Source organism: Variovorax sp. PBL-H6, from assembly GCF_901827155.1.
Classification (GTDB): domain Bacteria; phylum Pseudomonadota; class Gammaproteobacteria; order Burkholderiales; family Burkholderiaceae_C; genus Variovorax.
The window spans coordinates 5,204,413-5,223,105 of record NZ_LR594659.1 but is presented as its reverse complement, the minus strand read 5'-3'; the positions used below and the strand labels follow the sequence as shown (position 1 = coordinate 5,223,105).

General features: G+C 67.9%; 17 protein-coding genes. 11 read left to right on the top strand and 6 right to left on the bottom strand.

The window, feature by feature from the left end; translation table 11 throughout:
* Positions 1-2: 2 nt before the first annotated feature.
* Genes glyS through G3W89_RS24735 form a run of 4 tightly spaced genes read left to right on the top strand, consistent with a single transcriptional unit; the run spans position 3 to position 4,402 of the window.
* Complete coding sequence (gene glyS, locus G3W89_RS24750; RefSeq protein WP_162576638.1) at positions 3-2,156, top strand: glycine--tRNA ligase subunit beta; 2,154 nt, start codon at positions 3-5, stop codon at positions 2,154-2,156.
* Positions 2,157-2,169: 13 nt separating this feature from the next.
* Entirely contained in the window at positions 2,170-2,745 is a 576-nt protein-coding gene (gene gmhB, locus G3W89_RS24745; protein ID WP_162576637.1) for a D-glycero-beta-D-manno-heptose 1,7-bisphosphate 7-phosphatase, read from the top strand.
* On the top strand, positions 2,745-3,500 hold the full coding sequence (locus G3W89_RS24740; RefSeq protein WP_162576636.1) for a lysophospholipid acyltransferase family protein: 756 nt from the start codon (positions 2,745-2,747) through the stop codon (positions 3,498-3,500). The genes gmhB and G3W89_RS24740 overlap by 1 nt, the downstream gene beginning before the upstream one ends.
* An 11-nt stretch (positions 3,501-3,511) precedes the next feature.
* Positions 3,512-4,402 (top strand): M48 family metallopeptidase, encoded by an 891-nt coding sequence (locus G3W89_RS24735; RefSeq protein WP_162576635.1) that lies wholly within the window; start codon positions 3,512-3,514, stop codon positions 4,400-4,402.
* Positions 4,403-4,429: 27 nt separating this feature from the next.
* On the opposite strand, the gene G3W89_RS24730 is transcribed toward G3W89_RS24735, so the two are convergent.
* From G3W89_RS24730 to G3W89_RS24705, 6 genes are all read right to left on the bottom strand, one after another.
* Positions 4,430-5,200 carry an SDR family oxidoreductase gene (locus G3W89_RS24730; protein ID WP_162576634.1) on the bottom strand — a complete coding sequence of 257 codons (771 nt, stop codon included), beginning with the start codon at positions 5,198-5,200 and terminating at the stop codon, positions 4,430-4,432.
* A 56-nt stretch (positions 5,201-5,256) separates the two neighbouring features.
* Positions 5,257-7,077 carry a hybrid sensor histidine kinase/response regulator gene (locus G3W89_RS24725; protein ID WP_162576633.1) on the bottom strand — a complete coding sequence of 607 codons (1,821 nt, stop codon included), beginning with the start codon at positions 7,075-7,077 and terminating at the stop codon, positions 5,257-5,259.
* On the bottom strand, positions 7,070-7,714 hold the full coding sequence (locus tag G3W89_RS24720) for a response regulator (protein ID WP_162576632.1): 645 nt from the start codon (positions 7,712-7,714) through the stop codon (positions 7,070-7,072). The genes G3W89_RS24725 and G3W89_RS24720 overlap by 8 nt, the downstream gene beginning before the upstream one ends.
* Positions 7,715-7,800: 86 nt before the next feature.
* Positions 7,801-8,694 (bottom strand): pseudouridine synthase, encoded by an 894-nt coding sequence (locus G3W89_RS24715; RefSeq protein ID WP_232076723.1) that lies wholly within the window; start codon positions 8,692-8,694, stop codon positions 7,801-7,803.
* Between the two features lie 8 nt (positions 8,695-8,702).
* Positions 8,703-10,085 carry a leucine-rich repeat-containing protein kinase family protein gene (locus tag G3W89_RS24710; RefSeq protein WP_162576630.1) on the bottom strand — a complete coding sequence of 461 codons (1,383 nt, stop codon included), beginning with the start codon at positions 10,083-10,085 and terminating at the stop codon, positions 8,703-8,705.
* A complete protein-coding gene (locus G3W89_RS24705) occupies positions 10,082-11,143 on the bottom strand; it encodes an MBL fold metallo-hydrolase (protein ID WP_162576629.1) in 1,062 nt (353 codons plus the stop codon). The genes G3W89_RS24710 and G3W89_RS24705 overlap by 4 nt, the downstream gene beginning before the upstream one ends.
* A 93-nt stretch (positions 11,144-11,236) precedes the next feature.
* On the opposite strand from G3W89_RS24705, the gene G3W89_RS24700 reads away from it, so the two are divergent.
* The 7 genes from G3W89_RS24700 to G3W89_RS24670 all read left to right on the top strand — a co-directional run bounded on the left by G3W89_RS24700 (position 11,237) and on the right by G3W89_RS24670 (position 18,605).
* The gene (locus G3W89_RS24700; protein WP_162576628.1) at positions 11,237-11,632 is read left to right on the top strand and encodes a MerR family transcriptional regulator; all 396 of its coding nucleotides are present in this window, start codon (positions 11,237-11,239) and stop codon (positions 11,630-11,632) included.
* A 38-nt stretch (positions 11,633-11,670) separates the two neighbouring features.
* On the top strand, positions 11,671-12,390 hold the full coding sequence (can, locus tag G3W89_RS24695) for a carbonate dehydratase (RefSeq protein ID WP_162576627.1): 720 nt from the start codon (positions 11,671-11,673) through the stop codon (positions 12,388-12,390).
* A 4-nt stretch (positions 12,391-12,394) separates the two neighbouring features.
* A complete protein-coding gene (gene aceK / locus G3W89_RS24690; RefSeq protein WP_162576626.1) occupies positions 12,395-14,206 on the top strand; it encodes a bifunctional isocitrate dehydrogenase kinase/phosphatase in 1,812 nt (603 codons plus the stop codon).
* A gap of 56 nt (positions 14,207-14,262) precedes the next feature.
* Entirely contained in the window at positions 14,263-15,447 is a 1,185-nt protein-coding gene (locus tag G3W89_RS24685) for an acetyl-CoA C-acyltransferase (protein WP_162576625.1), read from the top strand.
* Positions 15,448-15,553: 106 nt separating this feature from the next.
* Positions 15,554-16,072, top strand: a complete 519-nt coding sequence (locus tag G3W89_RS24680; RefSeq protein WP_162576624.1) for a hypothetical protein — start codon at positions 15,554-15,556, stop codon at positions 16,070-16,072.
* Positions 16,073-16,207: 135 nt separating this feature from the next.
* Positions 16,208-17,455, top strand: coding sequence for a glutamate carboxypeptidase (locus tag G3W89_RS24675; protein WP_162577637.1), 1,248 nt, complete (start codon positions 16,208-16,210; stop codon positions 17,453-17,455).
* Between the two features lie 19 nt (positions 17,456-17,474).
* On the top strand, positions 17,475-18,605 hold the full coding sequence (locus G3W89_RS24670) for an acyl-CoA dehydrogenase family protein (RefSeq protein ID WP_162576623.1): 1,131 nt from the start codon (positions 17,475-17,477) through the stop codon (positions 18,603-18,605).
* Positions 18,606-18,693: the final 88 nt, after the last annotated feature.

The following is an 18,693-nucleotide window of genomic DNA, read 5'->3' as shown; positions in this document are numbered from 1 at the left end:
CGATGAGCACACGCAACAACCTGCTGGTCGAGCTGTTCGTCGAGGAACTGCCCCCGAAAGTGCTCAAGAAGCTCGGCGACGCCTTTGCCGGCGTGCTGCGTGAGCAGCTGGTGGCCCAGGGCCTGGCCGACGTGAGCTCGGTACTGACCGCCTACGCCTCTCCGCGGCGCCTGGCGGCACACCTCACCCACGTCGGCTCGCAGGCTTCAGACCGCGCGGTCTCGCAGAAGCTGATGCCCGTGGCCGTGGGACTCGATGCCGCCGGCCAGGCAACGCCGGCGCTGCTCAAGAAGCTCGCCTCGCTGGGTGCCGATGTTGCCGCTGTGCCCGGGCTGCGCCGCTCGATGGACGGCAAGGCCGAGGCCCTGTTCCTCGACAGCAGCGCCAAGGGTGCCACGCTGGCGGAAGGCCTGCAGAAGGCACTGACCGAAGCCATCGCGAAACTGCCCATCCCCAAGGTCATGAGCTACCAGCTCGAAGCCGGCTGCGCGCTGCCGGGCTGGACCAGCGTGAGCTTCGTGCGTCCGGCGCACGGGCTGGTCGCGCTGCATGGCGATGCTGTCGTGCCGGTCGAAGCGCTGGGCCTCCAGGCCGGGCGTGAAACCCATGGCCATCGCTTCGAGGCTCTGCGCGACCCGATCGTGCTGCGCGACGCCAACAGCTATGCGGTGCAGTTGGAGGAAGAAGGCGCGGTCATCGCCGGCTTCGAGGCGCGCCGCTTCGAAATCGCGCGCCAGCTGGCCGAGGCCGCACTGTCGGCCGGTGTCGGCACGCAGCCGATCCACGACGAGGCGCTGCTCGACGAGGTCACTGCACTGGTCGAGCGCCCCAACGTGCTGGTGTGCGAGTTCGAGCGCGAGTTCCTCGGCGTGCCGCAGGAATGCCTCATCCTCACGATGAAGGCCAACCAGAAGTACTTCCCGCTCCTCGATGCCGCCGGGCGGCTCACCCACAAGTTCCTCCTGGTCAGCAACATCCGGCCCGCCGACGCCAGCGCGGTGGTCGGCGGCAACGAGCGCGTGGTGCGCCCGCGCCTGGCCGATGCCAAGTTCTTCTTCGACCAGGACCGCAAGAAGTCACTTGCTTCGCGCGTCGAGTCGCTGGGCAAGGTGATCTATCACAACAAGCTCGGTACGCAGGGCGAGCGCGTCCAGCGGGTGATGCGCATCGCGCATGCCATCGGTGAGCAACTGGGCCTGGCGACGAGCGACCCCACGCTGGCCCGGCGCGCAGTGCAGGCCGCCCAGCTCGCCAAGGCCGATCTGGTGACCGACATGGTCGGCGAGTTCCCTGAGCTGCAGGGCACCATGGGCCGTTACTACGCGCTCCACGACGGCCTCGAGCAGGCCGTGGCCGACGCCATCGAGGACCACTACAAGCCCCGCTTTGCCGGCGACGCGCTGCCGCGCGGTCCGGTCGGCATCGTGGCGGCCCTGGCTGACAAGCTCGAGACCCTGGTGGGCATGTTCGGCATCGGCAACCTGCCGACCGGCGACCGCGACCCCTTCGCGCTGCGTCGCCATGCGCTGGGCGTGATCCGCATGCTGACCGAGCGTCACCTGCCGCTGGGCCTGCGCGACCTCATCGGCCAGGCCCACGCCGCTTTCAGCGCGCCCAAGGCCGGCGACCATCCGCTGGCCGACCCGACCGAGGCGCTCGAAGCCTTCATCTACGACCGCCTGGCCGGCAGCCTGCGCGAGCAGGGCGCCAGCGCACAGGAAGTCGAGGCGGTGCTGGCGCCCGCGCCGCAGCGGCTGGGCGAAGTGCCCAAGCTGCTGGCGGCCGTGCGCGCCTTTGCAGCCCTGCCCGAGGCGCCGGCGCTGGCCGCGGCCAACAAGCGCATCGGCAACATCCTCAAGAAATCGCCCGAGGCCGACGCGCATGTGAGCGAGCTGCTGCTGAAGGAGCCGGCCGAAAAGGCGCTGCACGCCGCCATGCAAGAGATCTTGCCCGTGGCCAATGCGCAGTTCGATGCCGGCGACTACACCGCCTCGCTGCAGACCCTGGCTGCGCTGCGTGGGCCGGTCGACGCCTTCTTCGACGACGTGATGGTCAATGCCGAGCAGTCCGACCTTCGGCTCAACCGCCTGGGGCTGCTGATGCTGCTGCACCGGGCCATGAACCGGGTGGCACAGCTGGAGCGGCTGGCCGCCTGACGCGAGGCAACTCATGAAAATTGTCATCCTCGATCGCAACGGCACGCTCAACGTGCACCGCGAGGACTTCGTCAAGAGCGACATCGAGTGGACGCCGCTGCCCGGCGCGCTGGAGGCGGTGGCGCGGCTCAACCACGCGGGTTGGCATGTGGTGATCGCCTCCAACCAGTCGGGCCTCGGCCGCGGATTGTTCGACGTGGCCTCGCTCAACGCCATGCACGCCAAGATGCACAAGATGCTGGCCGCGGTGGGCGGGCGCGTCGACGCGGTGTTCTACTGCCCCCACAGCCCTGACGAGAACTGCGAATGCCGCAAGCCCAAGCCGGGGCTCTTCTTGCAGATCGCCGAGCGCTACGGCGTGGATCTGGCCAACGTGCCGACCGCTGGCGACAGCCTGCGCGACATGCTGGCCGGGGCGGCCGCGGGCTGCGAGCCGCACCTGCTGCTGACCGGCATGGGCGCGGCCTGCCGCGGCGTGCCGCTGCCGCCCGAATATCCGGTGAATACGCGCGTGCATGAAGACCTGGCAGCCTTCGTCGACTTCCTGCTGGAGCGCGAAGAGCGCAACGCACTCAACCTGGCTGTGTGATGTCCCTCCTCCGATCCATCGTCCATGCCCTGTGGATGCTCGTCACCGTGGTGCCATGGGGAATGATCATGGTGGTCAGCTCGCTCTGGAAGCGCGGCATCCCGCTCTACTGGATGGCGGCGCGCTGGCTCGGATGGGCGATCGGCGGCGCCCGCGTGCTGCTGGGGATCGAGACGCGCGTCACCGGCATGGAGAACCTGCCGCAGGACAAGCTTGCGGGCTGCGTCCTGCTGGTGAAGCACCAGTCGACCTTCGAGACCTTCCTGATGCCCACCTTGATGCCGCATCCGCTGGCCTACGTGTTCAAGAAGGAACTGATCTACGTGCCCTTCTTCGGCTGGGCCATGGCGCGGCTCGACATGATCCACATCGACCGCAGCCAGCGCACCCAGGCCTTCAACAAGGTGGTCGCGCAGGGCCGCGCGTTGCTGGCCCAGGGCATCTGGATCATCATGTTCCCGGAAGGCACCCGCATCCCGCGCGGACAGCAGGGCATCTACAAGACGGGCGGCACGCGGCTGGCCTGCGAGACCGGGGTGCCGGTGATTCCCATCGCGGTGACCTCGGCCAAGGTCTGGCCGCGCAAGGCCTTCATCAAGCGCCCCGGCGTGGTGGATGTCTCCATCGGTCCGGCGATCTCCAGCGTCGGACGCAGGCCCGACGAGCTGATGCGCGAGGTCGAGGCCTGGATCGAGGGCGAGATGCGCCGGCTCGACCCCGAGGCCTATGTCTCGGTGGAGACGGTGTCGGCCTGAGGACAGGCACCATGCGCGGCTTGCTGCAGTTCACGCTCGACCTGTTCGACGCGCCGGTGACGCCACCGGTGCCTCCGCCGGCCCCACCCGCGGCCGTGGACAGCGCCGCGCCTCCCGCAATCCCCTTGGCCGACGCGATGAGCCCGGCGACCTTCATCCATCCGCGCGCCACGCGCGAGCTCACGCTGGGCAATGCCCGCGTGGCCTACGAGTTCACGCGCGGCAAGCGCCGCACCATCGGCTTCATCGTCGGCGCCGAGGGCCTGACGGTGCGCGCGCCGCGCTGGGTGGCGCTGCGCGATGTCGACGCCGCGGTGAAGGAGAAGGCCGACTGGATCCTGCGCAAGCTCGCCGAGACCCGGCAGCGCCATGCCAAGCTGGAAGCCACACGCATCGAGTGGCGCGACGGCGTGAGCTTTCCGTTCCTCGGCGAACCGGTGGTGGTGCGCCTCGACCCGCACCACGGCTTCGAGGGCGTGGGTGCGATGCTCGACGCGGGCGGGGGCGTCAAGGCGCGCATCCTGCGCCTGGCGCTCGCGAACAACGCCAGCCCGGCCCAGATCAAGGATGCAGCGCAGGCCTGGCTGATGCGCCAGGCTCGGCGCATCTTCATCGAGCGCCTGGACCATTTCGCGCCGCGCCTCGGCGTGTCCTGGAACAAGCTGACGCTGTCGAACGCCTCGACGCGCTGGGGCAGTGCCCGAGTCGACGGCGCGATCCGCCTGCATTGGCGGCTGGTGCACTTCCGGCTTCCGGTGATCGACTACGTGGTCGCCCACGAACTGGCCCATCTGCGGGTGATGGACCACAGCGCGCGCTTCTGGGAGACAGTGGAGACGGTGGTGCCCGACTACGATGACTTGCGGCAGCAACTCAAGGAGCAGCCGGTTCCGAAGTGGTGATCTCTTTTCGGGGAAGGAGTCGCTGCCTCAGCGTGCGTGCGTCACGCCGCCATCGACCACGAGCGTCGAGCCCATCACGTAGTCGCCCGCACGTGACGCCAGGTAGATCGCGGCTGCCGCCATGTCCTCCGGTTCGCCGATTCGCCCGGCCGGAATGCGGCCCTTGACATCGTCGCCATGGTCGCGCGCGTCCTTGTTCATGTCGGAGGCGAAGGCGCCCGGCGCGATCGCGCTGACGACGATGCGCTCCTTCGCCAGGCGCAGCGCCATGCGGCGCGTGAGGTGGATCAGGCCGGCCTTGCTTGCCGCGTACGAGTACGTTTCCTGCGGATTGACGGAGATGCCATCGATCGAAGCGATGTTGATCACCTTCGCCAGGTGATCGGTGGCCGCGCTCCTGAGCATCGGCGTCAGCGCCTGGGTCAGGAAGAAGGGGGTCTTGAGATTGAGGTCGACTACCTTGTCCCAGCCGCTTTCGGGGAACTCTTCGTAGGGCGCGCCCCAGGCGGCACCGGCGTTGTTGACCAGGATGTCGAGCGTGCTTTCGTGCCTGGCATAGGCCTGGACCAGCGCGTGCGCGCCTTCGACGGTCGAGACGTCGGCCGGCAGCGAGATGCAGGGGCCGAAGGCGGAGAGCTCCTGCGCCGTCCGGTCGCAGGCTTCGGCCTTGCGCGCCGAGATGTAGACGCGCGCGCCCTGGGCCAGGAAGCCTTCGGCGATCATGCGGCCGATGCCGCGCGAGCCGCCGGTGACGAGGGCCGTGCGGCCGGCAAGAGAAAAGAGTCGGGTGGTGTCCATGCGCTGTGTCTCCGTGAGTACGCAACAAGCTTAGTGCGCGCGGGCAGCGCGGCGCGTCACCTTGGCGCCAGCGGCTCCTGCGCTTCGTCTTCGTCCAACGCCAGAACCACCTCCTGCAGCGTGCGCGCGAGCTTGTCGCCATCCAGCGGCTTGTGCAGGATGCGCGCCACCGCGGTGGAAAACTCCTGGAAGCGCGAAGGCGCGGTCTCGCCGGTCACGATCACTGCGGGAAGCGCCGGCCGCTGTTGCCGCACGCGCGCGATCACGTCCAGGCCGGTTTCGTCGCGCAGGCGGTAGTCCACCACCACCACGTCGGGCTCGAAACCCTCGGCCAACGCCTGCAGCGCCTTGGCGCCGGTCGACACGCCCTTCACCAACCAGCCCAGCTGATGCAAGTAGGTGCACATCGCGGACAGCACCTCGGCCTCGTCGTCCACCAGCAGCACCGCCAGTCGCGTGCCGTCGGAGGCGCGCGCCTGGGCTGTCGCGGCTTCGGGATGGGTCTCGTCCAGCGGCATGGCGGGGGCGAGGTGCAGGGTAAAGGTGGTGCCGCGGCCGGGTTCGCTGTCCAGCTTGATCTCGATCTTCAGCAGCTCGGCTGTGCGCCGCACGATCGCCAGGCCGAGGCCCAGGCCCTGGCTGCGGTCGCGCGAGGGATTGCCGATCTGGTAGAACTCCTCGAACACCCGCTCGCGCTCGTGCTCCGGAATGCCGGGGCCGCTGTCGCTCACCCGCACCAGCACTCGGCCATCGTCAGCGGCTTCGGCCGACAGCGTCACGCCACCGCGGGTGGTGAACTTGATCGCGTTGTTCACCAGGTTGCCGACGATGCGGATCAGCTGGTCTGCATCGGTCAACCCCCACAGCGGCGTCTTCGGCACCATCGCCTTCAGGAAGATGCCCTGCTGCGCCGCGAGCGCTGCGTACTCGTCGCGCGAGGCGCGCAGCACGGCGCCGATGTCGTGCGGAGCGAACCTGGCCTCGGTGGTGTGGGCATCCAGCCGCGAGATGTCCAGCAGGCCATCGAGCAAGCCGCTGCTCTGGCGTAGCGCGCTTGCGATGCCGCGGCTCACTTCCTTGAGCAGCGGGTCGGACGAACGGCGCGCCAGGATGTCCAGCGTGGTCGCATTGATGGACAACGCGTGCAGCGGCTGGCGCAGGTCATGGCTAGCCGCCGCGAAGAAGCGCGTCTTGGCCTCGCTGGCTGCGGTGGCGCGGTCGCGTTCCTGGCGCACGGCTTCGGACAGTACTGCGTTGTCGTCGAGCACGTTCATGAGCTTGTGCAGCATGCGCCCCTGGTCCTTCACGGTGGCCAGGAGCATGAAATAGACGAGCAGGATGCCGGCGGCGAACATGTAGCCGATGGCGCCGCCGCGCCAGGCCCAGCCGGCCGCAAGACAACAGAAGGTGAGGGTGCAGAAGCCGACGAAGGCGCGTTGCGAGCCGGCGACCGAGGCGGCGCCGATGGTGCAGCCGGCCATCAGCACGGCGGCCACTGCCATCGGCGCGAAGTCGCCGTGCGCGTAGAAGGCGAACGGGACGATGCTGGCGGTCGACACGCCGTTGTAGTCGAAGCCGCGCAGCAGGCGCGGCAGGCACTGCAGTTGCCTGTCCGGTGCGGCGCGCTCCACCGCGAGGCCCATGCGCCAGCGGTACACCATGACGGCGCCGGTCAGCACCAGCCAGGCCCACGGCCAGAACTCCACGCCCTGACGCCAGACGATGAAGGCGACCAGTATGTAGCCCAGGTAATTGAGCGGCAGGCGTCGCGAGTATTGGAGGATCAACTGCAGCCGGCGCTCCAGAACGCGCTGGCCGATGCGTGCATCGCGCGAGGCCGCGGACAGCGGCATCGGCGCCGGAATGGCTTCAGTCAATGCGCACGCCCTCGCGCGAGGCCTGGTAGGCGGCCTCCGTCCTGTTGCGCACGCCCAGCGCGGTGTAGACCGCGGTGAGGTGCGCCTTGACGGTGGATTCGGCGATGTCGAGCCGGCGCGCGATCAGCTTGTTCGGCAGCCCGCGCGCGGCCGCGCGGTAGACGTCCATCTGGCGCGGCGTGAGGCCGGCGAGCCGCGGGTCATGGCCAGCGGCCGTGGCGCTTCCCATGGCCGGTGGTGGTGCCGCATTGAGGGTCTCCAATGGCAGGAAGATGCGGCCGGCCAGCACCTGCTGGAGGGCTGCGACCATCATTTCCGAGCTGTACTTCTTGGGAATGAACCCGGCTGCGCCCAGATCCACCGTGTTGCGGATCATGGTGGCGTTGGTGTCGCCCGACAGCACCACGATGCGTGCCATGCAGCCGCCATCGCGCAGCCGGCGGATCGATTCCTCGCCATTGCAGTCGGCGAGGTGCCAGTCCAGCAGGACAAGATCGAACTCGGCCAGCTCCACGAGCTTGATGGCGCTGCTCAGCTCGCCCGTGGTCTCCACGCGCAGCTCCGGCACCAGCACGCTCAGCAGGTTCTTCATGCCCTGCAGGAACATCATGTGGTCGTCGATCATCAGTACGTTCATCGACGGGAGTATTCATCAGAACAGGCCCGGCTTGATCGACCTTCGACTTTGGTCGAAGCGGGTTTGTAGGGAGCCGCGAGGCTCGTTCAGAGGGCGAGCGAGCGAAGGCTCTCGAAGGCGCGCGCCCGGCCGTCGAGCGGGTCGCGAAAGGCCAGTGACCTGGCCAGCAGCTGCAACGGCCGATCGAAGTCGTCGGCGCCCTCCGGCAGCAGCGTGGGATAGAGCGTGTCGTGGCGGATCGGCAGGCCCAACGCGGCGCAGTGCACGCGCAGTTGATGACGGCGGCCGGTCAGCGGCGACAGGAACAGGCGTGCCCAGCCGTCGCGGGCCTCGAGCAGCTCGAAGCGGGTCTCGGCGTTGGGCTCGCCTTCCACCTCGCGCATGCGCATGAAATGCGTGTCATCGACCACGCGGCTGCGGCGCACGACGGGCAGGGCCGGCGTGCCGTGCCACGGCACGATGGCCTCGTAGCCCTTGGTGACGGCGCGCGCGGCGAACAGCGCGTGATACGCATGGCGTGTGGCCGGCTGCACCGAGAACAGCACCAGGCCTGCGGTCTCGCGGTCGATCCGATGCAGGGGCGCGAGCTGGTCCAGCCCCAATTTGCGTTGCAGGCGCACCAGCAGGCTCTGCTGCACGTACTTGCCCACCGGTGCCACCGTCAGGAAATGCGGCTTGTCGACCACGAGGAGGTGCTCATCGCGGAACAGCACCGTCTCCTCGAAGGGCACGAGCGTCTCGTTGTCGAGCGATCGGTAGTAGAAGACGCGCAGCCGCGGCTGGTATGGCCGGCTCGGCGTCACGGGAATGCCGTGCTCGTCCACCACATCGCCCGCGCGCATGCGCGCCTCCCACTCGGCGCGCGGAATGGCGGCGAAGCGCTCGACCAGGAACTCCGCAATGGTGGACCATGGGCCGGGCGGCAGCGCGACCCGGCTCGGACCGACGCCGTCGCGGGTGGGCAGCGGCAAGGCGGGCACGCGAGGCCTCAGGCGGTGGCCAGCGCCGAGGCGATCTCGGCCAGCCGCGGGCGCTCGGCGACCTGGGGCTGCGTGCAGCGCCTTTCGAGCTCGGCCCATCGTTCCAGCACGGCGTGGTCCGCATTGCTCGCCGGGCGGCAGCGCGAGCGAAGCTCCCCGAGCAGCAGGCCGAAGGCGCGCGCCTCGATGCGCTGCAGCGCCAGGGCCTGATTCGCGTTGTCCGGCGGCAGGAAGGATGCGGCACCGAAGTCGCCCAGCAGGGCATTGCCCTCGCCATCCCACAGGATGTTGTGGGCATAGAGGTCGCCATGCACGATGCCGCGCGCGTGCAGCTGCGCGGCGGCCGAGGCGATGCCGCTGGCCAGCCGCAGGGCGGTCGTCACCGGCCAGCTGGCGTCGTCGGCATAGACGTCGCGGGTGCAGGAGTCCAGGCTCGGCGGCCCCGCCAGGTTGCGGAAACGCGGGTCCACCAGCGAGAGCACCAGGCCGGATCTGCCGTCGGGGTGGTCCTGGACCCGTCCCTCGACCGCAATCAGATTCGGATGCGTGCCTGCGGCGATGCAGGCGGCCATCTCGCTGTGCGGCCAGCCGTCGCTCGTGACCTCGCCCTTGAACAGCTTCACGGCCACCGCGAGAACGCTGCCGTCTTCCTGCGCCCAGTCGGCTCGGTGGATCACGCCCGAGGCGCCTTCTCCCAACTTGCCGTGCAGCGACAGTCGCTGCCAGTCGACCCTCGGGATAGCCGCTGCCTCGACGGCGGCGGCTTCCGCGCGCTCGTCGAAGGGGTTGCCTGCGAAGGCCAGCCACGCGAGCCGGGGCAGGGCCGGCAGCCAGTCTGGGAGGCCATCGAGTCGATTGGCCGAGATGCGCAGCAGCTCCAGCGCTCGGCAGCCGGCCAGCTCGGGTGGAAGGGTCTGCAGGCGATTGCCGGCGAGCATCAACTTTTGAATTTGCGTACAACGGCCGATGGCGGGAGGCAGCGCGTCGATCTCGTTGTCGGTCAGGATCAGCCAGCGCAGCGCGGGCGGCAGCGCCTCGGCCGGCAGCGTCCGGATGCGGTTGGCCTTGAAGCCGATCATCTCCAGGCTGCCGCACCGGCCCAGCGCGGCGGGCAGTTCGGTGAAGTGGTTGTTCGAGCAGAAGAGCACGCGCAGCCGGTGGAGCCGGGCGAGGTCCTCGGGCAGCGTCGACAGTGCATTGCCCGACAGGTCGAGCTCCTCCAGCGTGTCGGCCAGCGCGAAGATCTCGCGCGGGAACTCCGTGAGCTCGCAACGCAACGCAAGCCGTCGCGCCCCCGCCAGCTGCCCGCTACAAAGCAGGTCCAGCGTGGTGGGAGTGGCCGCGCCTTCTCCCGCGGTGCGACCGCCTCCTGGCGGCCGGCCCGCGGTCATGAGAACACGCCGAAGCGCCAGACGCCGTCCTCGCCTTTGCGCCGCTGCAGCTGACCCTCGAACCACAGCAGGTGCAGGTGCGCCACGGTTTCGCCCAGGGCAAAGGTGGTCTGGTGCACGTCGAGTGCGCGCTTGAACAGGACCGGCAGACCTTCGGCGGCGCTGAGGGGCCGGGCGGCACAGGCTTCCAGCAGCTCGGCCAGGCGGTCGCGGTGGTGATCCTGCAGCTGCTTCACGCGCTGGTGGATGCCGGTGAATGGCTTGCCGTGCGAGGGCAGGCCCAGTGCGTCAGCCGGCAGCGCGTTGAAGCGTTCGATGCTGTCGAGGAACAGGCGCAGCGAATTGGCCTCGGGCTCGCCCGCATGCACGCTCACGTTGGTGGAGATGCGCGGCAGCATCATGTCGCCGCCCAGCAGCACGTTGAGCTCCTCGCAGTACAGAGAGATGTGCTCCGGCGCGTGCCCGTAGCCGCTGATGCAGCGCCACGCACGCCCTCCGATGCGGACCGTGTCGCCGTCGAGCATGCGAACGAAATTTGCGGGCACCGAGGGCACCATGTCGGCGTAGTAGCTGGTGCGACCACGGATGACTGCCAGCGCCTCGGCATCGGCCATGCCGTGCGAAACGAAGAAGTCCGCCGCCGCGTCTCCGCCGGCCAGCGTGTCGCCGGTGCTGGTGAGCACGCGCGCGACGTGGTAGTCGGTCGAGCTGATCCACAGCGGCGCGTTCCAGCGCTTGCAGAGCCAGTCGGCCAGGCCGATGTGGTCGGGGTGCATGTGCGTCACGATCACGCGCAGGATCGGCAGGCCCTCCAGCTCGCTCGCGAAGATCTGCTCCCACTGGGCGCGCGAGGCCTCGTGCGCGATGCAGCAGTCGACCACCGTCCAGCCCTCTGTGCCGTCGATGCTGTCGCGCAGCAGCCAGAGGTTGATGTGGTCCAGCGCGAAGGGCAGCGCCATGCGCAGCCAGCGCACGCCCGGCGCCACTTCGAAGGTGCGGCCGGGCGCTGGCAGCGTGTCGCCGTGGGGGTAATGGAGTTCGCGTTCGAGCAAGTTCATGTAGGATTGACGTTAACGTAAACGTCATGGGAAAGACCTTTCATTGTAGGTAGTCAGGCCCAAAGCTGCTGTCGCCTGCGCAATTGACCCACGATGCCCTCGCAGACCTTCACCATCGGCGAACTCGCCCGGGAATTCGACCTCACCACGCGGGCGATCCGTTTCTACGAGGACATGGGCCTGCTCGCTCCGGAGCGAGCCGGGCAGCAGCGCGTCTACACCGCGCGCGACCGGACGCGGCTCGCGCTCACGCTGCGCGCCAAGCGCCTCGGACTGAAGCTCAACGAGGTGAAGGACATCCTCGACATGTACGACAGCCCGCGCGACACCGTGCCGCAGCTTCAGCGCTTCCTCGGCGTGCTCGGCAGCCATCGCACCCAGCTCGAGGCGCAGATGGAGGAACTGCAGGCCAACCTCGCCGAGATCCGCGCGCAGGAAAAGCAGGCTCGGGCCGCCCTGACTCGCGCGTCCAAGCCGAAGGCCCGCTGAGGCCTCATCATCATCCCTCAATCACCTAGCATGACGCCATGGACAACGAAACGCCCGACAACCTGGAGGATCTTTTCGCCCACAACCGCTCCTGGGCAGCGCGCATGGAGCGGGATCGTCCCGGCTTCTTCACCAGCCTGGTGAAACAGCAGACGCCCAAGTACATGTGGATAGGCTGCTCCGACAGCCGCGTGCCCGCGAACCAGATCACCGGCCTGGAGCCCGGCGAAGTGTTCGTGCATCGCAATGTCGCCAACATCGTGGTGCACTCCGACCTCAATGCCCTGTCGGCGATCCAGTTCGCCGTCGAGCGGCTCAAGGTCCAGCACATCATGGTGGTGGGCCACTACGGCTGCGGCGGCGTCCAGGCGGCGCTCGACAGCGCGCGCATCGGGCTGGCCGACAACTGGATCCGCCATATCCAGGACGTGCGCGACCGCCATCGCGTGCTGCTCAGTTCCCTGCCGGAAGAACTGCGCGCCGACGCATTGTGCGAACTCAACGTGACCGAGCAGGTGGTCAACGTCGCGGTCAGCACCGTGATGGAGGACGCCTGGAGCCGCAAGCAATCCGTCTCCATTCACGGCTGGGCTTTCGGCGTGCACGACGGGCTGTTGCAGGACCTCGGCATGACCCTCGATGGCGTCAAGCCCATCGAGGCCCTGTACAAGGCGGCCGTCCAGCGCATCCGCTACAAATGGAGCAAGCGGGCCGAGAAGCCGCAGGCCGATGCCGACCCGGCGCAAGCCGTGCCGTGAACTGATGTTTCCCCAGCGCCTCGATTCCCCGCTCGCCTACGACATCGCCAAGGCGATGCGCGACGGCTTCGACCGCCACTACCGGCTGTTCCGTGCCGAGTCGGCGCGCGCCAAGCACCGCTTCGAGACAGCCGACTGGCACGGCCAGCAGCGGGCGCAGCGCGAGCGCATCGAGTTCTACGACTTGCGCGTGAGCGAAGCGGTGGCCCGGCTCGAGAAGGAGTTCAAGGCCGGCGAGCAGCCCATGGACGTCTGGCACCAGGTCAAGCTGCACTTCATCGGCCTCCTGGTCGACCACCACCAGCCGGAGCTGGCCGAGACCTTCTTCAACTCGGTCACCACCAAGATCCTGCACCGCGCTTACTTCCAGAACGACTTCATCTTCGTGCGGCCGGCCATCAGCACCGAATACATCGAGGCGCGCGGCTCGCCCACCTACCGTGCCTACTACCCCGAGCAGCACACGCTGGCCGACACGGTGCGCCGGCTGCTCGAGGACTACGCGCTGCAGGGCCGCTTTGCCGACATCCAGCGCGATGCCGAGCGCGTGGCGGCCGCCATCCTCGGGCGCTTCCACCAGATCAAGCTGCGCGCGAACTTCCAGTTGCAGGTGCTGTCGGGCCTGTTCTACCGCAACAAGGGCGCCTACGTCGTCGGCAAGATCATGAACGGCTTCATCGAGCTGCCCTTCGCACTCCCGATCCTGCATGACCGCGCCGGCAAGTTCTACATCGACGCCGCGCTCTTCGGCGAGGAAGACCTGCAGATGCTCTTCAGCTTCGCGCGGGCCTACTTCATGGTCGACATGGAGGTGCCGTCGGCCTTCGTGCAGTTCCTGCGCTCGCTGATGCCGCGCAAGCCGCGCGCCGAGATCTACAGCGCCCTCGGGCTGGCCAAGCAGGGCAAGACGCTCTTCTACCGCGACTTCCTCTACCACCTGAACTACTCGACGGACCGGTTCCGCATCGCGCCCGGCATCAAGGGCATGGTGATGCTGGTGTTCGACCTGCCCTCCTTTCCGTACGTTTTCAAGGTCATCAAGGACTTCTACCCGCCGCAGAAGGACACCACGCGCGAGCAGATCAAGGGCAAGTACATGCTGGTGAAGCAGCACGACCGGGTGGGCCGCATGGCCGACACGCTGGAGTACAGCGATGTCGGCTTCCCGCTGGACCGCTTCGAGCCCGAGCTGATCGCGGAGATCAAGCAGTTCGCGCCCAGCCAGCTCGAGATCGGCGACCGTGACGGCAACGGGGAGATGGAGCTCGTGCTCAAGCATGTCTACATCGAGCGCCGCATGATCCCGCTCAACATCTACCTCCAGGAGGCCTTCGACCAGCTCGAGCATCCCGAGCACGCCCAGCGGGCGAGCAAGCAGCTGGAGCACGCGGTCGTCGAATACGGCAATGCCATCAAGGACATGGTTGCGGCCAACATCTTTCCCGGCGACATGCTGTGGAAGAACTTCGGCGTCGCGCGCGGCGGCAAGGTGGTGTTCTACGACTACGACGAGATCGAGTACCTCACCGAGTGCAATTTCCGCCGCGTGCCGGAGGCTCGCACCGAGGAAGACGAAATGAGCGGCGAGGTCTGGTACTCGGTCGGCCCCAAGGACGTGTTCCCGGAGACCTTCGGCCCCTTCCTGCTCGGCAACGAGTCGGTGCGCGAGGCCTTCATGGCCCACCACGCCGACCTGCTCGACGCGGCCTTCTGGCAGAGCCACAAGGAGCGCATCCAGGCCGGCCAGATGCTGGACGTTTTTCCCTACGACGAGGCGCAGCGGTTCCAGCACGACGGCCATGCGCCCTACTTCTGAAATGAAACCGGCGTCGCGGACCTCGCCTTCCTCTTCAATCTCACAAGGAGCAATTCATGTCTGAATCCATCGTCATCGTCGGCGCCGCGCGCACCCCCATGGGCGGCTTCCAGGGCGATTTTTCTTCCCTTGCCGCACACGACCTGGGCGGTGTCGCCATCAAGGCGGCCGTCGAGCGTGCAGGCATTGCGTCCGACGTGGTCGGCGAGGTGTTGTTCGGCAACTGCCTGATGGCGGGCCAGGGCCAGGCGCCGGCGCGGCAGGCAGCCTACAAGGGCGGCCTGCCCGACAGCGCCGGGGCAGTCACCCTCAGCAAGATGTGCGGCTCGGCCATGAAGGCCGCGATGTTCACGCACGACATGCTGCTGGCCGGCACGCACGAGGTGATGGTCGCCGGCGGCATGGAGAGCATGACCAACGCGCCCTACCTGATGCTCAAGGGGCGTGGCGGATACCGCATGGGCCACGATCGCATCTTCGACCACATGATGCTGGATGGACTGGAAGACGCCTACCAGCCCGGCCGTTCGATGGGCACCTTCGGCGAGGACTGCGCGGCCAAGTACAAGTTCACGCGACAGCAGCAGGACGAGTTCGCGATCGCCAGCGTGGAGCGCGCCAAGGCCGCCACCAGCTCGGGCGCCTTCAAGGCCGAGATCGCGCCGGTGCTGGTCAAGGGCCGCGGCGGCGACACGCTGGTCGAGATCGACGAGGGCCCGGGCAAGGTCAAGCTCGACAAGATCCCGACGCTCAAGCCGGCCTTCAAGAAGGAGGGCGGCACCATCACCGCCGCCTCCAGTTCCTCGATCAACGATGGCGCCGCGGCCCTGGTCATGATGACCGAGAGCACCGCGAAGAAGCTGGGCGCCAAGCCCATCGCGCGCATCCTCGGCCACGCAACCCATGCGCAGCAGCCCGAGTGGTTCTCGACCGCGCCGGTGGGGGCGGTGGCCAAGCTCTTCAAGAAGACCGGCTGGGGCGTGAAGGACGTCGACCTCTGGGAGGTCAACGAGGCCTTCGCGGTGGTGCCGATGGCGCTGATGCACGAGCTCGACCTCTCGCACGCGATGGTCAACGTGCACGGCGGCGCCTGCGCGCTGGGCCACCCGATCGGCGCCAGCGGCGCGCGCATCATGGTCACGCTGATCCATGCGCTTCAGCAAAAGGGCAAGAAGCGCGGCGTCGCCACGCTGTGCATCGGCGGCGGCGAGGGCACGGCCGTGGCGCTCGAGCTGGTCTGAAGCCGGCCGGCACGATAACTGCAGTCGCAGCACCGCGAAGGCGCCGGCCATCGGCCCCGACCGCCTTCGCACGGTGCGCAATCCTTGCCGAACGGAGCCCTTTCAAATGCCCTCACCGATATCGCAGGCCCAGTTCAAGAAGCTTCGCCTGCTGCTTGGCCAGGGACGGGTTGGCGTGGTCTATACCTACCTTGCCGATCACGGCTATTACTACGCATGCTGGGCTGCTGGCGAGCTCGACGGCGGATCGCCGCCCGAGCTTCGGCTTGCAACGGTGCCGGGCCTTTGCCTGGAGACGGCGCAGCGCCTCCAGGACGGCGAATTGACGCAGATCCGCCTGGCCATGGCGTGCGGCTATCTCGACAGCCTCGGCCTGCAGTTCGACACGGCCCCGCTGATCACGCGCGACGTCACCGCGGAAGAGACGGCAGAGTTCCATGGCGAGGTCTTTCGCGCTCATTTCCTGGGCCTCACCGACTGGTCCCTTCGCATCCCCTTCGAGCAGCAGGAAAAGGCCGGCGGGCTGGAGGCCGTCGAGCGCTACTGGCAAGGCGTGCTGCGCACCTCGGCACAGCTGAACGCACGCGCCATCGCCAAAGCCGCCGCTGCCTTGCTTGCTGCCTGACTCACCGCGCCCGCTCTGACATTCTTGGGCCGCTTTTCGGCGCGCTCTGACATTTCTTGGCCCAGGGCGTGCACGGCCGTGACAAGGCGAGCGCTCCCTAGAATGAGCGTTCCCCAACTCTTCGAGCCCTCCGTCATGCACCCGGCCTTCCATCGCCACGCGCTCGCTGCGCTGCTCGCCTGCGCTTTTCTCACGCCCGCTGCCTGGAGCCAGGTGCGCGACGATGCCCTGTTCAGTGCCGCCACGGCCGAGCAGCCCGCAGTGGTCAAGACGCTGGAGCGGCTGGTCAACATCGAGACCGGCACCGGCGATGCCGACGGTTTGGCTGCAGCCGGCAAGGTCCTCGAGGACGAGCTCAAGGCCCTGGGCTTCAGCGTCACGCGCAGCAAGTCGGCCGGCATCGTCGTCGGGGACAACATCGTCGGCAAGCTCAAGGGCAAGGGCGGCAAGAACATCCTGCTGATGTCGCACATGGACACCGTGTACCTGAAGGGCATCCTGGCCAAGGCCCCGTTCCGCGTCGAAGGCAACAAGGCCTATGGCCCCGGCATCGCCGACGACAAGGGCGGCAACGCCGTCATCCTGCACACGCTCAAGCTCTTGAAGGCACGCGGCTTCCAGGACTTCGGCACGATCACCGTGCTGTTCAACACTGACGAGGAAAAGGGCTCCTTCGGCTCGCGCGACCTGATCCAGGAGGAGGCGAAGGCCAGCGACTACGTGCTGTCCTTCGAGCCCACTGGCGCCGAGTCCGAGAAACTGTCGCTGGGCACCTCGGGCATCGCCTATGTGCAGGTCAACATCAAGGGCAAGGCCTCGCATGCCGGCGCGGCGCCCGAGCTCGGCGTCAACGCCCTGGTCGAGGCTTCCGACCTGGTGCTGCGCACCATGGACATCGACGACAAGTCGAAGAATCTGCGCTTCAACTGGACCATCGGCAAGGCCGGCGCCGTCTCCAACATCATCCCTGACAGCGCCAGCCTCAACGCCGACGTGCGCTATGCACGCAACGAGGACTTCGACGCCGCCATGAAGACACTGGAAGAGCGCGCCCAGAAGAAGAAGCTCAAGGACGCAGAGGTCAAGGTGCTGGTGACCCGTGGGCGGCCGGCATTCAATGCGGGCGAAGGTGGCAAGAAGCTGGTGGACAAGGTGGTTGCGTACTACAAGGAGGCCGGGGGCACGCTGGGCGTCGAGGAGCGGACCGGCGGCGGCACCGATGCGGCCTATGCCGCGCTCTCGGGCAAGCCGGTGATCGAGAGCCTGGGCCTGCCCGGTTTCGGTTACCACAGCGACTCGGCCGAGTACGTGATGATCGACGCCATCCCCCGCCGCCTGTACATGGCCAGCAAGCTGATCATGGACCTCGGCGCCTCCAAGTAAGCGCTGGCAAGGAGTCCCCATGCTGCTGACCCCCGACCAGGAAGCGATCCGCGACGCGGTGCGCGCCTTCGCCCAGGCCGAGCTCTGGCCCAACGCGCCGCGCTGGGACCGCGAGCACCTCTTCCCGAAAGAAGCCCACGCCGGGCTTGCGGCGCTCGGCGCCTACGGCATCTGCGTGCCCGAAGACGACGGCGGCGCCGGTCTCGACTACCTGACGCTCGCCCTCGTGCTCGAGGAGATCGCGGCCGGCGATGGCGGCACCAGCACCGCCATCAGCGTCACCAACTGCCCGGTCAACGCGATCCTCATGCGCTACGGCAACGCGGCGCAGAAAGCGAAGTGGCTGCAGCCGCTGGCCCAAGGCCGGATGCTCGGGGCCTTCTGCCTGACCGAGCCGCAAGCCGGCAGCGATGCCTCATCACTGCGCACCACGGCGCGCAAGGACGCGGACGGCTGGGTCATCGACGGCGTCAAGCAGTTCATCACCAGCGGCAGGAACGGCCAGATCGCGATCGTGATCGCCGTCACCGACAAGGGCGCTGGCAAGCGCGGCATGAGCGCCTTCATCGTGCCCACCGATGCCCCGGGCTACACGGCGACGCGGCTGGAGGACAAACTCGGCCAGCATTCGAGCGACACCGCGCAGATCAACTTCGACGCCTGCCGCATCCCGGCCGAGAACCTGATCGGCCAGGAAGGCGAGGGCTACAAGATCGCCCTCGGCGCGCTGGAAGGCGGGCGCATCGGCATTGCGGCGCAGAGCGTGGGCATGGCGCGCAGCGCGTTCGAGGTCGCCCTTGCCTACGCCAAGGAGCGCCAGGCCTTCGGCGGCGCGATCTTCGAGCAGCAGGCCGTCGGCTTCAGGCTGGCGGACTGCGCAACCCAGCTGGAGGCGGCGCGCCAGCTGATCTGGCATGCGGCCAGCCTGCGTGATGCGGGCCTGCCCTGCCTGAAGGAAGCCGCGATGGCCAAGCTGTTCGCCAGCGAAATGGCCGAGCGCGTCTGCAGCGCGGCCATCCAGACGCTGGGCGGTTACGGCTACGTCAACGACTTTCCGCTGGAGCGGATCTACCGCGATGTGCGCGTGTGCCAGATCTACGAAGGGACGTCGGACATCCAGAAGCTCCTGATCCAGCGAGCACTGGCCTGAGGCGCTGCTGCGGCTGTCGGCTGTCGGCTGTCATCGATACGGATGACAGACAAGCGTGACGCGGCGGCGCACCATGGGGCCTTCGTTT